Origin of the sequence: Peribacillus cavernae (genome assembly GCF_003989135.1) — a bacterium.
Taxonomy (GTDB): domain Bacteria; phylum Bacillota; class Bacilli; order Bacillales; family DSM-1321; genus Peribacillus; species Peribacillus cavernae.
This window is the reverse complement of record NZ_RYZZ01000045.1, coordinates 1-18037: the sequence shown is the minus strand read 5'-3', so window position 1 is coordinate 18037 and position 18037 is coordinate 1. Positions and strand designations below refer to the sequence as shown.

Here is an 18037-nt window from a genome sequence, read left to right as displayed (position 1 = left end):
ATACTTTCGGGTGCAATCAAACCTATAAACTTACGATATGCCATATACACGTATATGTATATGTAATTTACCCTAAAACAATGAAATAAACAATTATGTAATATGCAGAGGTTAAGAATCAAGTGGAAAATACGAATTTTTAAAAATAGTAAACTAAATATGATATAGATATAAATCATTTATATAAAAAAACACACCGGAATGTCCATCTTATGAAAAAACCCGTCAAAGGCTACTATACCCTTTACTGATCCTTCGAGGATCCCTATGAAAGCCTCTTCCCCCACTTATTTTTGATTTTGGGTCTTCATTCCCCCGATGAAAGCACCTTCTCTCGCCTTTTTACCGATTTTGGGCCTTCATTAGCCGGATGAAGACACTTTTCCCCACTTATTTATCGATTTAAGTCTTCATCAACTGGATGAAGCCACTTTCTCTCACTTACTTACTAATTTTGTACCTTCATTGTCTACGAAGGGGAAAGCTTAGGATGGACTATGATGTTGTGAATCACTTTAATGTTATACGAAATGTGTATCACATGTGAGGTCTAAATGGGCTTCGCTGCCGGTCGAAGAGTAGAGAATAGCGAATAGATAGATGTTACTTATCACAGCATGAAAAACATGAAAAGGATGCCACAAAACGAGAAAAGAAAGACTAGTTTTGTGGCAATCCTTTTTGGAAGAATTTTATTGACCGTGAAAAAAAAGCTTGTAGAGAAAGAACTCCTTTCTCCACAAGCAGAGCTGGTACTCAGGTGAGTAACCAGTTTTTAAAAAAGAAAAGAAATTAATGTTATTGGTACATAGCTCCATCGCCTGCCCCCACGTACAGGACGTGCTAGTAGTATCGATGAAGACATAAGGACGTGGCGGCTCTAATTAACGTTTCTTTTTTCAAGGCGCTTGCGCTTTGTCTTATGTCATTCTGTAGATACCGAAGGGTCAGCCTGCTCTTTGACCGGTACGATCTGTACAAAATGCTGTTCAGGAAAAACAAGCAGTTGTTCTAATGATGAAGCTTCTTCCTCTTGGCCCTGCTCCTGAAGCAATGAAACATACTTGCCAAGAAGCTCATTTATATCACGCAATCCTGTTGCAGACAGCGGCTCGATAGAAACCTTCGCCCCTTTTGCAATCCGTCTTTGAAGTGCATCTTTTGTTAAACCGGCTACGGGCTGCTTACGTAAATAAACAACACCGCCTGTCATACCAGCACAAATCCATGGACCCGGATCGCCGAGGACCAAGCCTCTTCCGTTAGTCATATACTCAAATGCAAAGCCTTTAATGTTTGAATGAACCGCAAGATTACCAGTTTCATTTTCTGGAATTGGCTGTTTTAACTGGCCGCCGATAATCATATCGGCGCCGGAAAGCCTAATGCCGGCACGGGCATCGGCATCTCCCTGTGCTACAAGCAAGCCGTGTTGTGCACCGTAACCAAAGCCTTTGCCAACCGAACCATTATAGTACAACCCGTCCTTGCCGGGAGATTTAAAGATAAGAATATTACCGCCGATGGCCGCTTTGCCAATTCCGTCCTGGGCTCCGCCGCTTACACGAATCTGGATGCCTTCGCTGTTATATGCACCCAGGCCGTTGCCGGGAATGGACCCGTCTTTATAGGTCAGCTGGACAGGAGGGAGGTTCTTATAGGAACCATCCAATCTTCCGCGGACACGGTGGCATGATACACGGCTTCCAAGGACACGCTGTTCAGAAGTGATGGAGCTGTATGCACGTGATTCATGAAGTTCATCTACCCTGGAATCCAAATATTCCGCTCCGACAGCTACTTGCATAGCACCTTCTTTTACGGAATCAGCTGCTTCTTTATGGGAGAATTGGCTGATCTCCAATGTTTTTAACAGGTACGTCAAGTCGAGCAATTCTTTCCCTTTTGTTTGGACCAGTAAATCTGAACGTCCGACAATTTCTTGAAGGTTTTTGATGCCGAGAGAGGCAGTCAGCACTTTTAGTTCATTGCCAAACGCGGTGAACATGTTCATCAATCCTTGTACGGCCGGATTAAACTTACGCGGGACGAAACGGCGTAAACCATGCTCCTTCGCCTGTGCTTCCGATTCAATCTGTGTGGCAATGCCGACATGGCATGTATCAAGGTGACAGCCGCGGCAGGCTGTACAACCGACGGCAATCATCGAAAGGGTACCGAAGCCGACCCGGTTTGCACCAAGAAGCATTACTTTCAACACGTCCATTGAGCTTTTCAGGCCGCCATCTGCCCAGATTTCCACGTTTTGGCGGATACCAGCTTCAAGCAGAGCATTGTGCGCCGCTTTAACGCCTATTTCTACAGGAAGCCCGACATGCTGCAGGGCGTGAATACGGGCCGCACCTGTACCGCCATCAAAGCCGGACAGAGTGATGATATCGGCACCAGCTTTAGCGATACCTACCGCAATTGTGCCGATGTTAGGTACGACGGGAACTTTAACGGCAACTCTTGCTTTATCGTTTGCCGTTTTCAACTCATGAATCATTTGTGCCAGATCTTCAATCGAATAAATATCATGGTTGTTGGATGGCGAAATCAAATCCGATCCGATAGTGGCATTACGGGCTTCGGCAATTTTCGCTGTAACTTTGGAACCTGGAAGATGGCCGCCTTCACCCGGTTTAGCTCCCTGGCCGATTTTTATTTCGAGCAGGTTAGAAGAGTTAAGCAGCTCTGCATTTACCCCAAAACGCCCGGATGCGATTTGCTGGCCGCGAGATTTCGGATATTTGCCAAGCATATCCTTTATTTCTCCACCTTCACCATTCATACTGATCATGTTTAAACGGTCAGCAGCTTCTGCATATGCGCGAAAAGCTGTTTCATTTTGTGATCCAAAAGACATGGATGAAATCACAAATGGCAAGCTTTGGTTTCCAACAGATATATTGACTTCTTCTGCAGGGACTGGAGTATCTGCTGCTTTCAATCTGGTTAAATGCCTAATGGTAGTTGGATTTGCTTCTTCCTGTTCAGAAATCTTTTCACCGTAGGCAGTATAGTCGCCGGTCGCAGCGACCTCCCCGATGGATTTCCAGATTCTTGGAAACAAAGTGAACGTCCGTCCGACTCTTTCTTTTTCATTGTTATAATCAATGGCGCGCTGTTTGGCATCCTCTTTTAATTTTTTAAAATCCTGTGCCAATTGATCAGAGCCGAAGAAATTGACTACATTTAAATACTTGCCGATTTCCGCGTGGAGGCCAATGCTTGAGAACAGGCGGCCATATCCTCTTAACTCATGGATGCCGATTGTCGAGATGACTTTCTCAAGTCCTTTTGTTAAAGCATTATACAAATTAATTGTTGGTGTAGTGGTATCACTGGATAAAGATAAGAACATGAAATACGGGCTGATCAGATTTGCTCCAAGCCCGTATGCAACAATGATATCGTGCAATGAACGGATGGAGGCGGATCTTAGCAACAGGGAGCAGTCGCGCCGTTTTCCAGTGTTGACAAGCGCCTGATCGACAGCTGAAACAACCAAATGCGGATCAAGCCAGAGATTTCCGTTTTGATGAGCTGCTGCATCATCAAGAACAATCAGTGTCTTCCCGCGGTCTACAGCTTCAGCTGCTTCAGCTGCTAGTCTGTCTAATGCTTCCTGGACATCTTCCTTTTCGGTAAATGTTGCAGAGATAGAGTGTGCCAGCTGCTGTTCCTGAAAGTAGTTCACGAATTGGTCATAGCTTGGCTGGGAGAGTGTATTCGTACAATCATAGCCCATTTGTCCTTCAATTAAGAGCGGAGTCAGGAGTTCAGTGACTTTCCCGGTCTCCTCCTTCTTAAATAAGGACGGCCGCTTACCGATAATCGTCCGGGTAGAGAAATGTTCTGTTTCCCGGTCACGGTCAATTGCCGGATTGGTTACGACAGCGACACTTTCCTTAATATAGTCTGCCAGGTTTTTTCTCTGCGGGTTTAGGGCAGCCAAGGGTGCATCATGGCCCAATGAGCGGATAGGTTCCACACCTTTTTCAGCCATCTGCTCTACCAGCTGGACGTGATCGCGTTCCCAGCCGAATGCTTTATATTGCCCATTATGGATTCCTGGAGGCTGCTCGGTAGACACAACCTTTTCGAATACAGGTGGATTAAGGCGGATATGGTCATTCGAAAGCATGAAACGCTTGCTGTATCTTTCATAGACTTCTTCTTGATAGTTTTTGTAATTAAATAGCTTGATAGAATCTCCTTCCCATTTCAGCCCGACTTTTTCCCCTGGGCCGAGCGGCTTCGGATCTCCGGTATATTCAGATGAGGGAATGATCCCTGGTTCTGAAGAGAATAAATAGGAAGTTTCTGTTTCTATATTCCATAGCGGACGCAGACCTAAAGAGTCTACCGAAAATACGGCTTCATCACCAAATCGGGAGATAATCCCGGCAGGACCTTGAGCAAAATGTCCCCAGGCTTCCCGTAAATAGGTGTACAGGTTTTGCAGATGCTCCGGATAAACTTTCATTTCATTGATAATTGGCGGGAATAGCAGATCGACCGCTTCAAATAAGGAATAGCCGTCCCTTGAGATGAATGTTTCGATTGTACGGCTTAAATCCTGCGAATCACTGCCGTCTTTTACAAGCGGCACTCCTACCATTTTGGCTTCATCACGGAGCTTGCTGATGGTATTGATTTCACCGTTATGTCCCAGCACACTAAACGGCTGCACGCGGAAGAAACTGGACAAAGTATTCGTCGAGTAGCGGTTATGGCCAAGTGTCATCGTAGATGCGACAAGCGGATCAGCGAGATCAGGATAATAATGTGGCAGAATATCTCCGGCACCCATTACTTTATACACAGCATGATACTGGCTGAGAGATGCCACGTGAATGTTGTCATTTTCTTCAATTGCTGGTGTCAGCTCAAAAAGAGCTTTTGATAATTCTTTTTGATCAGAAAGATCAGAGGTACAGGCGAATTGCCAAAATACCGGGTTTTCCTGGATGGCAATCGGGCCAAGCGCCGCTGAACGGTATGCTTTGTCCGTTTCGAAAAGCAGGGTAAGTCCCTGTTGCTTCAATTTATTCCTTACTTCTTTCTTAAGCGCTTCGGTCTCGGCTTTGCTGCTTAAGAAGAGATGGCCTACTATAAAGAAGTCGCTGTCTACTGCAGCTGAATCGATATCTGCCTCCGTAAGCTTCTGTTTCCAAAGTGACTTTGGAATATCAATGTGAATGCCGACGCCATCGCCTTCACCGTTGATAAAACCAGCACGGTGATTCATTTTGACAAGCGCATTGATGACAGCAAAGATATTTTCCCTGGTCGGGACTTTCTTTTTCTCAATGCTGGACACGATACCGCATGCGTCGTGCTCTTGTTTATAAAATTCCTTAAATAAACTCGGGGTCCATTGTTGTGTCATTTGTTTCGGCGTTAAATAAGGGAGGCCCTTATTGGCTGCCTTCACCTCCTATATGATTTAGCATTTTTAGAGATTCTATAACGGGGGAAAAAGGAAAACTTTAGATTCAGAGGTTTAACCTTCTGATACAGAGTGTAAAGAACGAAGAAAGGGCATTATATAGAATTTAGAATAGTAACATAATAGTATCATTTAAATTTTCAGAAATCAATTATTTATACATAATGTTGGATAATATTAATGGAGGGATGAATCCAGTTTATGTTTAAGAATATCCAATTGTAAACGTTTTCAAATCATTACTTCGGAAAAACCCCGGGAAGATTATTAATCTCGAGGTTGAATCTTATTTGTATTTTTATGCGTTTATAGATTGGGATGCTAATGATTTGAATGCATGTTCAACCGCTTTTAAAGTATGAATTATATCTTCCTCGGTATGCGCGATTGTTAAAAACCAGGCTTCATATTTTGACGGCGCAAGATTGATGCCCTGGTGAAGCATCAGCTTAAAGAATGTAGCGAACATATGACCATCTGTGTTTTCAGCCTGTGTATAGTTTTCGACTTTTTCTGTTGTGAAGAAGATCGTCAAGGCACCTTTTAAGCGATTGATTGTAATCGGGATTTGGTATTGTGCAGCTGCCCGTGAAATCCCTTCTTCGAGGATGGCGCCAAGTCTGTTCAGTTCCTCGTAAACACCTTCCTGTTTCAGAACCTCCAAACAAGCAATCCCCGATAGGATCGATGCAGGATTTCCCGCCATCGTACCGGCCTGGTAGGCAGGGCCAAGTGGAGCGACTGTTTCCATAATCTCTTTTTTGCCGCCGTAAGCACCGATCGGCAGTCCCCCGCCAATAATTTTCCCTAAAGCGGTTAAGTCAGGTTGAATGCCCAGTAAATCCTGGGCGCCGCCATACATAAAACGGAAGGCTGTAATCACCTCGTCAAAAATGACAAGCGATCCTGCTTCGTGCGTTAGTTCGACAACGGATTCCAAAAACCCAGGGTTTGGCTCGACAATTCCGAAGTTTCCTACAATCGGCTCTACAAGCACGGCAGCAATTTGGTCTCCCCACTTTTCCATTGCGTCTTTAAATGGCTCAATATCATTAAACGGAACCGTGATGACTTCCTGTGCGATGCTTTTTGGTACTCCGGCTGAATCAGGTGTACCTAATGTGGAAGGCCCGGAGCCAGCGGCAACGAGAACCAGATCGGAGTGGCCGTGATAACAGCCCGCAAATTTGATGACTTTGTCCCGGCCCGTATAGGCGCGGGCAACACGAATGGTCGTCATTACAGCCTCGGTCCCTGAGTTTACAAAACGAACCTTCTCCATAAATGGCATGGCTTTCTTCAGCATTTTTGCAAATTTGACTTCATGCGCGGTAGGTGTCCCATAAAGAACCCCGGTTTCGGCTGCTTGTTTGATCGCTTCATTAATGTGAGGATGTGCGTGGCCAGTGATAATCGGTCCATACGCCGCCAAATAATCGATGTATTTGTTTCCATCAACATCCCAGAAATAAGCCCCCTTGGCACGTTCCATTACTACGGGAGATCCTCCGCCGACAGCCTTGTAGGAACGGGAAGGGGAGTTCACACCGCCGACAATATGTTCTAAAGCTTCCTTATGTAAATTCTCTGAATTTGTATACTTCATTTTAAATTGCCCTCCTAATCGTATTGCGAAGTTACCAATCTTTATTCTAGCATTTTTTTAATAAAAAATCTGAATCTGCATAACGTCTTGATTTAGCGGAAAATATTAAAAAAGTACTGTTGACATATTAGGTTAATTTAAATAAGATTTAATTGAGAATGATAATTGTTTTCAATTATGTTACTAGGTAAAAGTGAAAATAGTAAAGTGAGGAAATGATTATGTACTTACTTTAGATACCTAATAAATAATAAATTCTCTTTTGACCTTACTATTTAAGAGATAAAAAGGAGGTAAATACATGTCGCGACTTTTTACAGAGAATTTAAGAATATCGTATGGAGACTATGATATCGTCAATAATTTAAACATGGACATTCCTGATGGGAAAATTACTACAATTATTGGACCAAATGGATGTGGAAAATCTACAGTTTTGAAGACATTGTCTCGAATACTGACTGCGAAATCCGGCTCTGTGTATTTAGATGGAAAACAAATTAGTAAAGAATCGACAAAAAAGATTGCTCAAAAGATGGCGATCCTGCCCCAATCACCCGATGCCCCAGAGGGACTAACGGTTGCAGAATTAGTCTCCTATGGAAGGTTTCCATATCAAAAGGGGATGGGAACGCTGCAGGATAAAGATCGTGAAGTAATGGAATGGGCACTTCGGGTAACTGGCATTTCCACCTTCAGGGACAGAGCGGTCGACGCTCTTTCAGGAGGACAGAGGCAACGAGTATGGATTGCCATGGCATTAGCGCAGGAAACTGAAATCATTCTTCTTGATGAGCCGACAACATATCTGGATTTATCACATCAGCTAGAGGTTTTGGAGCTACTGCAATACTTAAACGAAACGGAGAAACGTACCGTTGTTATGGTGATTCATGATTTAAATCATGCTGCCCGTTTCGCGGATCATATGGTGGCCATAAAGGATGGTGACATTATTAAGGAAGGGAATGCAGAAGAAGTTATGACTTCTCAGGTTCTTAGAAGTGTTTTTAGCATTGATGTAGAGATTGGCATTGACCCAAGAACCAAAAAACCGATGTGCCTTACTTATGATTTAATTAACAGGGATCGTGCAATGGAAGGAACGGCAATATAAAGATTTACTGTAAAGGATCTTTTTTTTAATCTTTACTGAGAATAATTATTATTATCAAATGGAATTTGGAGATGAGAACAATGGATAGATATAAAAAACATTTTTTTCTAAGTATTATCGCAGTTCTTTTAGTAGGTTTATTGGCAGCATGTGGAAGTGGTAATAGCGAAATAACAAACGCTAGCACCAAGTCTGATTCTTCATTTAAAACGAGAACGTACCATTCTGAAAATGGCGAAATTGAAGTGCCTGCCAACCCGAAAAGAATTGCTGTGCTGGCAGCTACCTATGCAGGAAATTTACTAGCACTTGGAAATACACCTATCGCGGTCAATGAATACCCGAAGACCAATAAATTTTATGAAGGCAAGTTGGATGGCGCAGAAGTAATAACCGTTGATTCTTTAGAAAAGCTTCTGGCATTAGAACCTGATTTAATCATTACATACTCCGATGATAAAAATGTAAAAAAATACTCTGAGATTGCTCCAACAGTTTCTTTAACCTATGAAAAATATAGCTATCTGGAACAGCATATTGAAATTGGGAAGATTATCGGTAAAGAAAAGGAAGCTAAAGCATGGGTGGATGAGTGGCAAGAGAAAGCAAAAGTTGAAAAGGAAAAGGTCCAAAAAGTAATTGGCAAGGACGCTACTGCTATGGTTTTCGAAACATATGGAAAAGATATCTACGTCTATGGAAAGAACTGGGGTCGAGGAACAGAGGTAATCTATCAGTCTCTTGGCCTTAAAGCTCCTGAAAAAGTGAATCAAGAAGTATTTGGTCCTGGCTATAAAGCGATTTCATCAGAGGTGATTCCGCAATACGCTGGTGATTATATATTTGTTGGAGATGGAGCTGCTACTACGGATAACTCTTTCATGAAAACAGATGTATGGAAAGGAATTCCTGCGGTTCAAAAGAATAATGTGATTACTTTTGAATCAGAGTCCTTTTATTTTAATGACCCAATCTCACTGGAAAAAGAGATGGAGTTTATTGTAGATGCACTAACAAAAGGCAAATGATTATTACAAAAACCAAAGAGTTAAAAGATAATAATGTTTATTCACGGCCGGCGATCGGTACAGCAATATTGGCTTTTGGAATTCTTCTCCTTATGTGCAGTATTGTGCTATCCATTTCAGTAGGAGCTGCAAACATTGACTTTTTAACAGTTTGGAGATCGATATTTAACTATGATTCTACTAGGGAAGCAGATCAAATCATTGTTAGTATCAGGCTGCCAAGGGAGTTGGGGGCAGCAATCGTTGGTGCAGCCTTTGCGGTTAGCGGTGCCATTATGCAGGGGATGACAAGGAATCCCCTAGCAGATCCTGGTTTACTTGGTTTAAACGCAGGCGCAAGTCTGGCTCTTGCGCTTGTCTTTGCTTTCCACTCGGGAGCTACTTATCTATTAATTATGTTCATTTCTTTTATTGGTGCCGGTATAGGAGCTGGAATGGTATTTGGGCTCGGATCTTTGAGCCGGGGAGGAATGTCTCCACTCCGTATTACTTTAGCGGGTGCAGCGGTCTCAGCATTGTTAACAGCTTTAGGGGAAGGTATAGCGCTGTATTATAACCTCTCCCAAGACCTTGCATTTTGGACAGCTGGAGGTGTTTCAGGGACAAACTGGCTTCAGTTGAAACTTGTTTTCCCGGTAGTTGTTGTTGGAATATTAATAGCAATCATGCTTTCTAAAGGGTTAACCATTCTCAGCTTTGGTCAAGAAGTGGCAAAAGGGTTAGGGCAGCGGACTTTACTTACAAAAACAGTCCTAATGATTGTTGTATTGACCCTTGCCGGAACTGCCGTTTCACTGGTTGGATCTATAGCTTTCGTTGGATTGATGGTACCTCACATTGTCCGTTTTCTGGTTGGAACTGATTATCGCTGGATTATCCCATGTTCAGCAGTCTTTGGAAGTGTATTAATGGTTCTAGCGGACACTGCTGCGAGAATGGTAAATGCTCCATTTGAGACACCAATAGGAGCAATCGTATCTATGGTTGGCTTTCCTTTCTTCCTTTATCTTGCACGAAGGCGAGGAAAAAATTAGCATGATAAATTCAGATCAGCTTAAGAGAGTTCGAATAACCATGATCTCAGCTTTAGTTTTGCTTATGGCGGTTTTTGTCATAAGCGTGGCAACTGGCTATGTATCTTTATCTCCTACTCAATTAGGACGTACCATTATAGGGCAGGGGACCACCAAGGAAAATTTAATATTATACGGGTTCCGACTTCCGAGAATTCTAGTTACTATTCTAGCAGGAATGGGGCTTGCCGTTTCCGGAGCAATTCTGCAAAGTATTACCAGAAACCCACTTTCAGACCCTGGTATTTTAGGGATCAATGCAGGAGCAGGACTGATGGTGGTTTTTTATGTCATGTTTTTTACTGCAGAATCCACTATTTTTTTATACGTACTGCCTCTTTTTGCATTATTAGGAGGAATAGTAGCAGCAGCTTTTATTTACATCATGTCATTTGAAAAAGGTGAGGGAGTTGACCCAACGAGGCTCGTTTTAATTGGTGTCGGAATGGCAGCGGCCCTTTATGGTGCTATTTTAACCCTGTCGACCCGTTTGGAACGTGAGCAATATGATTTTTTCGCTAATTGGATGTCAGGGAGGATATGGGGAGACGATTGGACGTTTGTTCTTGCTTTACTTCCTTGGATTCTTATACTCCTTCCGATCGTTTTTACCAAATCGAATGTATTAAATACATTAAATATGCATGAGCATGTATCTGTTGGATTGGGAGTCCATGTGGAGAGGGAAAGATTGGTCCTTATCTTTATTGCCGCGGCTCTTGCGTCAGTTTCTGTATCAGTCAGTGGAGGTATTGCGTTTGTTGGACTTATGGCTCCGCATATCGCAAGAGCCCTGGTAGGACCTCGTCATCAGGGCTTCCTCCCTGTTGCAGCTATGCTTGGTGCCATTTTACTCCTTGCCGCAGATACGATTGGAAGGATCATATTAGACCCTAGCGGTATTCCTGCAGGAGTTGTCGTCACAATAATTGGTGCACCATACTTTATGTACTTAATGGCAAAAAAATAGTTTCAAAAGGGAGAGATCAAGATGGAAAACGAGGGCCTGTATGATGTGACGGTTATAGGGGGAGGACCCATTGGTCTTTTTACTACTTTCTATAGTGGTATGCGTGAACTAAAGACTAAACTGATTGAAAGCAGTCCAGACCTTGGTGGGAAGATAACGATGTTCTATCCTGAAAAAATGTTAAGGGATATAGGCGGAGTTTTAGGAATCACTGGAGCCGATCTTGTTAAACAGCTAGAACAACAAGCAAAGACCTTTGAGCCGACCATCATATGTGGTCAACTAATTTCGGACCTTCAACGAAATGAAGATGGAACGTTTCTGTTAACAACCTCCACCGGAGAAATTCACCATACTAAGACAATTATTCTGACAGTGGGTGCAGGTATTTTTAAACCAATTAAACTTGATCTAAGTGGTGCGGAATTTTATGAGAATAGCAACCTTCACTATTCAGTAGATGAGCTTGAAACTTTTAGAGATAAGAATGTCCTGATTTCCGGTGGAGGGAACTCTGCGGTTGATTGGGCCAATGAATTAATCTCGATTGCAGAAAGTATCACCGTTATCCATCGTAGAGAAGAATTTGGTGGACATGAACGTCATGTTGCAAATATGAAAAAAATGGCTAATATACTGACACCATACGAATTAAAAGAATTGCTTGGTGAAGAAAATTTGATAAAGCAAGTGATAATTAAAAATCTGGAAACAGGAGATAGACATACTATTGAGGTCGACGCATTGGTTGTTAACCACGGAATTCAAGGAGATTTCGGTGGAATAAACGACTGGGGGCTGAACTTGCGAGAGGAAAGATTTGTTGTAAACGGTGCAATGGAGACCAATATCCCCGGAATTTTTGCAGCGGGTGATGCTGTCACTTATCCAAATAAATTAAAACTCATCGCTGGGGGTTTTAGAGAGGGCCCTATTGCAGTGAATAGCGCAAAAAAATATTTGAAACCAGATTCTGAGCCAATGTCTATGTATTCAACACATCACGAAAAGTTGCTTGTAGTTTTAGGTCAAGAAAAAACCACATAGACACTAGCTTGATAATCAAAATGTTGTATAATAACATGGATAACAATTGAATATACGAGTTTTCTAGGGTTTCCGCGGCCAATTGCCGGACTGGTCCGAGAGAAAACGGCAGCTTAGTGCTGTTACACGGAAGGATAAAAGCCCGGGAGAATACTGTGAATCAGAATCTCCCGGGCTATTTTTGTTGATTAGAGGAGTTGAGTTATCGTGAATGCAGATGTCGGAATTAATATGAAAACAGGATTAGTTACGGCAAAAATAAATGAAAAAAGGGAGGCATTTTTGTGATGCCTCCCCTTTAATCTTAATGCATTTATGCTGCTATATGTTTTCCTTGCTATCTTTTTTTGCCTTGTTAATATCTTCTTTAATATCCTCGGTTATATCGTTCGTTAGATCAGAGGTTGCCCTTTTGAACTCGCGCAGGGAATTGCCGACTGCCCGGCCGATTTCCGGCAGTTTACTGGGGCCAAAGACAATAAGGGCGACAATAAGTATTAAGATTAAACCAGGGACACCAATATTTGAAAGCACGGTTTCATCTCCTAGCGTATTGGTAAGTATGAGTATCTTTAGTATAGCCCTTTTCCCTTATAAAATAAAATGAAATTTAAAATCTTTTTTCTTCAAGGATCGTTACCTAAGCAGATATGAAGATGAAACGGCAAATTTAAGTTTTTTACATATAACGAGGTGAATGAGAGTAGGAATAGTAGTATACAAGCCGCCTGGGAAAGAAGGAAGAGCATGCCGTTTTATCTTCTGATGGTGCTGATTATATGGTGCATGGTTATGAGCATTCGGACTATCTTTATAGAGGAAAAAAGTAAGAAGAAATTTTCAATGGAGAATTTGATCTGGATTGCCAATCTGTATGCAACGATCCTGATCGGGTTTGCCTTGATCTATTTGTTGTTTGAGCTGAACCATTATGTGGTGATCCTAGATAGCGGTATGCGGATCGAGAGTAATTTCTTTCAGCAGCTGGAAACATCCTTTTACTTTAGTGCGATGACGATGTTTTCGGTTGGCTATGGAGATGTTAGTCCGGTCGGGATCGGCAGGATTATTGCTGCGATCGAGGCCTTTATCGGTTACAGTCTGCCGGCGGCATTTCTGATCCGGGCTGTGATCGACTTTGAACAGCACGAGCGAAGGGATGTTTGAAAGTTGTTTTTACCTGGATAATTGGGTACGCTTACCATGAAGATACTAAATGGAGGTGGCCTATAGGTGACTACAGTAATCGGAGAAAAAGCACCGGATTTTACACTTACTTCAACAAATGGCGAGAAGGTAGCATTGGCTGATTTTAAAGGGAAGCATGTTGTTCTTTATTTTTACCCAAAGGATATGACACCTGGATGTACAACTGAAGCATGTGATTTTCGCGACCAGCACGAAAAGTTTGAAGAGCTTGATGCTGTGGTTATTGGCGTCAGTCCGGATCCCATCGAAAGCCATGCCAAGTTTATTGACAAGCATGGGTTGCCGTTTTTGCTTTTGGCTGATGAAGACCATGAAGCCGCAGAGCTTTACGCTGTCTGGAAGCTGAAGAAAAACTTCGGCAAGGAATACATGGGTATCGAGCGCTCGACATTTTTGATTAATAAAGAAGGCGTGCTTGTGAAAGAGTGGCGTAAGGTAAAGGTAGAAGGGCATGTAGAGGCAGCGCTGCAATTTCTGAAAGATCATATCTAACGGGGGAAATCATGAGGGACGCTAGATTGAAAAGATTAGCAAAACTGCTGCTGAACCATTCGGTTAAGCTGCAGGAGAAAGAAAGAGTTTTAATCCGCGGACACGTCAACACAAAGCCGCTGCTAAAAGAGCTGATTGATGAAGCCTATGCAATGGGGGCCTATCCTTACATTGATTTAATGGACGACGAAATCAACCGCCACTTGGCGATAGGCTACGAAAAAGACCAGCTGAAAACGTATGCAGACTGGATGATGAAAAAGTACGAAGATACAGACGCTGTGATTGTTGTTTATGGAGAAGAGAATGACGCCGAGCTTGCGGATGTTCCCGCTGAAAAGCATCGCATCCGCGGTGAAGCCATGAAGCCGTCAACCTTTTTTTACGTGAATAACCGGCGCTGGGTGCTTTTGAACTATCCTACACAAGGGTTGGCACAAAAAGCGGGAATGAGTCTAAGCCGTTTTGAGGATTATTTATTAAACGTTTGTACCGTAGACTATGAGAAAATGGGCAAATCGATGCAGCCACTGAAGAAGTTAATGGAACGTACAGATAGGGTCAGGCTTATTTCTCCTGGAACGGATTTGTCATTTTCGATTAAAGGAATTCCTGCTGTTATCTGCTCAGGAAAAAGGAATATCCCGGACGGAGAAGTTTTCACGGCACCTGTTAAAGACAGTGTCAATGGAACGATCTCCTTTAATACCCCTTGTCCGTATCAGGGGACAACCTTCCGTGATGTTTCACTGACATTCAAGAATGGCAAGCTGGTTGATGCTAAAGCAGACCAAACCGAAAAAATCAACCATATTTTTGATACGGACGAAGGGGCCCGCTATATCGGCGAATTTGCCATTGGCGTTAACCCAATGATAAAAGAACCGATGGGTGATATCTTATTTGATGAAAAAATTTGCGGCAGCATTCACTTTACACCGGGTGAAGCATATGAGGAAGCGGACAACGGAAACCGCTCTTCGATCCATTGGGATATGGTGCTCATTCAGCGTCCCGAATATGACGGCGGAGAGATTTACTTTGATGATGTATTAATAATGAAGGACGGTCTATTCGTGCTGCCTGAACTCGACGGGCTCAACCCGGAGCAATTAAAATAGACTTCATAGAAATTAGCCTTTTTTTGATCTGAAAAGGCTGGTGTCCAATGCAGATAAGATGCATCCGAATATACTCTTAGTAAGGGAATACCTCCTCAAAATTATTCTTGCGCGGGACTTGTGCCCGCGCTTTTTTTCTTTATAGAAATCCAAGATCATTTGAATTCTTTGAGGATAATTTAAAGGAATATCTAAAGGGTAGAAATGAGTATATTAATGTAGTTGATCCAAAAAAGGGATAATGAAATGTAAAATGCTACAAGGGATTGTTATTCAAGAAATTGAGGAGACGGAACTAACCATTCACTCAAAAGAAGGGTTGACTTTTCAAGCGATTCGCCCTATAAATCCAGCAGATATGTTGACAAAGTGCATAATATCAGGGTAGACTATTTATAAACATTACAATTTAAGAATGTATTCAGTTTAAGAAAAGAGGTGCATGACGGTGTCTCAAACACAGCTTAACGAAGCATTGGATTCATTGAAGGATACCGGTGTCAGGATTACTCCCCAGCGTCATGCGATACTTGAATATTTAATAGACTCGATGTCCCACCCGACTGCTGATGACATTTATAAAGCATTGGAAGGGAAATTTCCAAACATGAGTGTGGCAACGGTTTATAATAACTTGAGAGTATTTCGTGAAGTTGGGCTAATCAAGGAACTGACATACGGAGATTCTTCAAGCAGATTTGACTTCGTCACAACCAACCATTATCACGTGATATGTCAAAACTGCGGGAAGATTGTTGATTTTCATTATCCCGGATTGGATGAAGTGGAGCATTTAGCCACTCATGTTACTGGTTTTAAAATCAGCCATCACCGCATGGAGATTTATGGTGAATGTCCGGATTGTTCCGCGAAAGAAGCGCATTAAAAAAGTTCCGCCGCTAAAGGTTGGAACTTTTTTCTTTATAGAAATTACGTATACCTTCCAATAAGGTCCAGCGCCCAGCCGCTTGGATCATAAGCAGCCCTGCTCCCAAAAGACAGGATTTCCTGCCGAGCAGCAGCTTACCCTATCACGGCTGGGCCAAGGGGCCTCTGCTTCTACCGCTCATTACGGATATTTTGATCCCCGCTTCAAGGCTTAGAAAAAACCAAGAAGCCTAAGTGGGGGATAAAGAACACCCCACTGATGGAAGTTTCACTCTTTATATGTTATTTCCTTTGTTGCGATTATATTTTTCGTCAAATTCCTTGCCTTCAAGGTTTTTATCAAGAGTTAAGGGTTCGTTGCAATGCATGCACATATCGACCCGGCCCAAAATTTTTGTGGCTTTACCACAGCTTGGACATTTCACCTGGATGGTTTTCGTGGAAAGCATGCCGATCCAAAAATAAACGACCGTACTCGCGACAATACATAAAAGACCTAAAATCATAAAGATAGTCATGATGATTGGAGAATTCCTGAAAAATACCCCTCCATACATGACGATGAAACCAATAAAAATCAAGCTTAAAGCAAATGTACGGATTTTATTTATTTTACTAGAATATTTCGCCATAGTTGTCCCTCCTGAGATATTACTATATCATAAAACAGGCATTAATATGAAAGTATAAAACAGATAATAACGGATTAATTACCCGTTGTAAGCAGGGATATCGACGATGTTTGTCGAACTTCTATTAGCACAAAAAGGTTTTGGAGGAGTTAATAATGGAGGACATCCTTCGTCCAATCTATCAAGAACGAGCAAGTATGCAATCGACAATAGGAATTTTACTAATTGAAAAAAGAATGAACGCAAGTCCGATAACAGACACCTTCGATTACATTGTGTTTGTCATCGTAAATGAAGCAAATAAATCTGTTTTTGTGAAACATTATACATATCAAGACCAAAAGGCCGCGCTGCATATCGTTCAAGAACAGCAACTAAAGGATTGGCTCCTGCTTGGAACTAACCGAAAGGTCGTAGAGTGGATACAAAATGGGAAGATCTTGTTTGACCGAAATGAATATCTTTCTAATCTAAAGACAGAGATAAGGGAATTTCCTTTTTACGGAAGAAAGATCAAGATGGGAATTGAATTTGCGAAATTAATCAGAAGGTATATGGATGGCAAAGCATTTTTTGGGAATGGACATTTTCTTGATGCGTACAATCATGTCGTTCATTCCCTGCATCATCTTGCACGGCTTGAAATCATCGAGCAAGGGTTTCATCCGGAGGTGACTGTCTGGAACCAGGTAAAGCACATAGAGCCGGAAATTTTTAAGCTATACAAGGAATTGGTGAGCAGTGAGGAATCGCTGGAAAAACGGCTTGAACTCTTATTCCTGGCCAGCGAGTTCCTGATTTATTCAAGAACCAATCTGGGATCACAGCATTTACTAGAGATTATGGAAACAAAGGATGGAGTTTGGAGTGTAGCGGAGTTGATGGAACATCCTGAGCTCACCCACTATTCCGTTGATCTCAGTGTTTTATTGGAATATCTAATAGATAAAAATATCATTGAAGTAATTAAAGCAGAGACAAAAGGCCAGGAGATTTATCATCGTTACTATCGAGTGTAAAAGTTATTTCAAAAAAGTTATTGACCGTTCAAAGCTTAGATGGTATAGTTATAAACGTCGCTGCAGGACATCAGTTTTGCAGCCTCGGAAAACTTTTAAAAACATGTTGACAGCTAAGTTGCTAACATGGTAAGATAATAAAGTCGCTTCTAAAAGAAACGATTAAAAAAATCGGCTTGCACCGAGTCATTTAGACGAAGGTGGAACTATTAGTTTTTCTTATACATTCAGAAAGTACCTGTTTATACTTTTTGATTAGTCCAAGAAATTGCTCTTTGAAAACTGAACAAAACAAAACGCCAACGTTAATTTTTAAAAGTGAGCAAACACTTCAAAAAATTGCAATGAGCAAGTCAGACATTTCTTCGGAGAGTTTG

Annotated in this window: 14 protein-coding genes and 1 riboswitch; of the genes, 10 read left to right on the top strand and 4 right to left on the bottom strand. The window is 42.1% G+C overall.

The genetic code is table 11. The annotated features are described in order from the left end of the window. Window positions 1–925: 925 nt before the first annotated feature. Window positions 926–5398: a glutamate synthase-related protein gene (locus ELQ35_RS20995; RefSeq protein ID WP_126867131.1), complete on the bottom strand. Its 4473-nt coding sequence runs from the start codon at window positions 5396–5398 to the stop codon at window positions 926–928. A gap of 358 nt (window positions 5399–5756) precedes the next feature. Beyond that, entirely contained in the window at window positions 5757–7064 is a 1308-nt protein-coding gene (locus ELQ35_RS20990) for a glutamate-1-semialdehyde 2,1-aminomutase (protein ID WP_126867130.1), read from the bottom strand. 301 nt (window positions 7065–7365) lie between these two features. On the opposite strand from ELQ35_RS20990, the gene ELQ35_RS20985 reads away from it, so the two are divergent. The 5 genes from ELQ35_RS20985 to ELQ35_RS20965 all read left to right on the top strand — a co-directional run bounded on the left by ELQ35_RS20985 (window position 7366) and on the right by ELQ35_RS20965 (window position 12299). Continuing rightward, window positions 7366–8181 (top strand): ABC transporter ATP-binding protein, encoded by an 816-nt coding sequence (locus ELQ35_RS20985; protein ID WP_126867129.1) that lies wholly within the window; start codon window positions 7366–7368, stop codon window positions 8179–8181. 80 nt (window positions 8182–8261) lie between these two features. Further along, window positions 8262–9209, top strand: coding sequence for an iron-hydroxamate ABC transporter substrate-binding protein (locus tag ELQ35_RS20980; RefSeq protein ID WP_126867128.1), 948 nt, complete (start codon window positions 8262–8264; stop codon window positions 9207–9209). Further along, window positions 9206–10243, top strand: a complete 1038-nt coding sequence (locus ELQ35_RS20975; RefSeq protein WP_126867127.1) for a FecCD family ABC transporter permease — start codon at window positions 9206–9208, stop codon at window positions 10241–10243. The genes ELQ35_RS20980 and ELQ35_RS20975 overlap by 4 nt, the downstream gene beginning before the upstream one ends. 4 nt (window positions 10244–10247) lie before the next feature. After that, window positions 10248–11252, top strand: coding sequence for a FecCD family ABC transporter permease (locus ELQ35_RS20970; protein ID WP_370873521.1), 1005 nt, complete (start codon window positions 10248–10250; stop codon window positions 11250–11252). 21 nt (window positions 11253–11273) lie between these two features. After that, complete coding sequence (locus tag ELQ35_RS20965) at window positions 11274–12299, top strand: NAD(P)/FAD-dependent oxidoreductase (protein WP_126867125.1); 1026 nt, start codon at window positions 11274–11276, stop codon at window positions 12297–12299. Between the two features lie 52 nt (window positions 12300–12351). After that, a riboswitch (guanidine-I (ykkC/yxkD leader) is annotated at window positions 12352–12450 on the top strand. Between the two features lie 170 nt (window positions 12451–12620). On the opposite strand, the gene tatA is transcribed toward ELQ35_RS20965, so the two are convergent. Beyond that, window positions 12621–12833, bottom strand: coding sequence for a twin-arginine translocase TatA/TatE family subunit (tatA, locus tag ELQ35_RS20960; protein ID WP_126867124.1), 213 nt, complete (start codon window positions 12831–12833; stop codon window positions 12621–12623). Window positions 12834–13046: 213 nt separating this feature from the next. On the opposite strand from tatA, the gene ELQ35_RS20955 reads away from it, so the two are divergent. The 4 genes from ELQ35_RS20955 to perR all read left to right on the top strand — a co-directional run bounded on the left by ELQ35_RS20955 (window position 13047) and on the right by perR (window position 16007). Continuing rightward, window positions 13047–13466: a potassium channel family protein gene (locus tag ELQ35_RS20955; RefSeq protein WP_126867123.1), complete on the top strand. Its 420-nt coding sequence runs from the start codon at window positions 13047–13049 to the stop codon at window positions 13464–13466. Window positions 13467–13532: 66 nt separating this feature from the next. Beyond that, entirely contained in the window at window positions 13533–14000 is a 468-nt protein-coding gene (gene bcp, locus ELQ35_RS20950; protein WP_126867122.1) for a thioredoxin-dependent thiol peroxidase, read from the top strand. 11 nt (window positions 14001–14011) lie between these two features. Beyond that, on the top strand, window positions 14012–15121 hold the full coding sequence (locus tag ELQ35_RS20945; RefSeq protein ID WP_126867121.1) for an aminopeptidase: 1110 nt from the start codon (window positions 14012–14014) through the stop codon (window positions 15119–15121). A 442-nt stretch (window positions 15122–15563) separates the two neighbouring features. Next, window positions 15564–16007, top strand: a complete 444-nt coding sequence (gene perR, locus ELQ35_RS20940) for a peroxide-responsive transcriptional repressor PerR (protein ID WP_126867120.1) — start codon at window positions 15564–15566, stop codon at window positions 16005–16007. Between the two features lie 277 nt (window positions 16008–16284). Here the strand turns inward: perR and ELQ35_RS20935 are convergent, their stop codons facing one another. Further along, on the bottom strand, window positions 16285–16641 hold the full coding sequence (locus ELQ35_RS20935) for a YgzB family protein (protein WP_126867119.1): 357 nt from the start codon (window positions 16639–16641) through the stop codon (window positions 16285–16287). A gap of 155 nt (window positions 16642–16796) precedes the next feature. Between ELQ35_RS20935 and ELQ35_RS20930 the strand changes: the two genes are divergently transcribed. Then, the gene (locus tag ELQ35_RS20930) at window positions 16797–17660 is read left to right on the top strand and encodes a nucleotidyltransferase-like protein (protein WP_126867118.1); all 864 of its coding nucleotides are present in this window, start codon (window positions 16797–16799) and stop codon (window positions 17658–17660) included. Window positions 17661–18037: the final 377 nt, after the last annotated feature.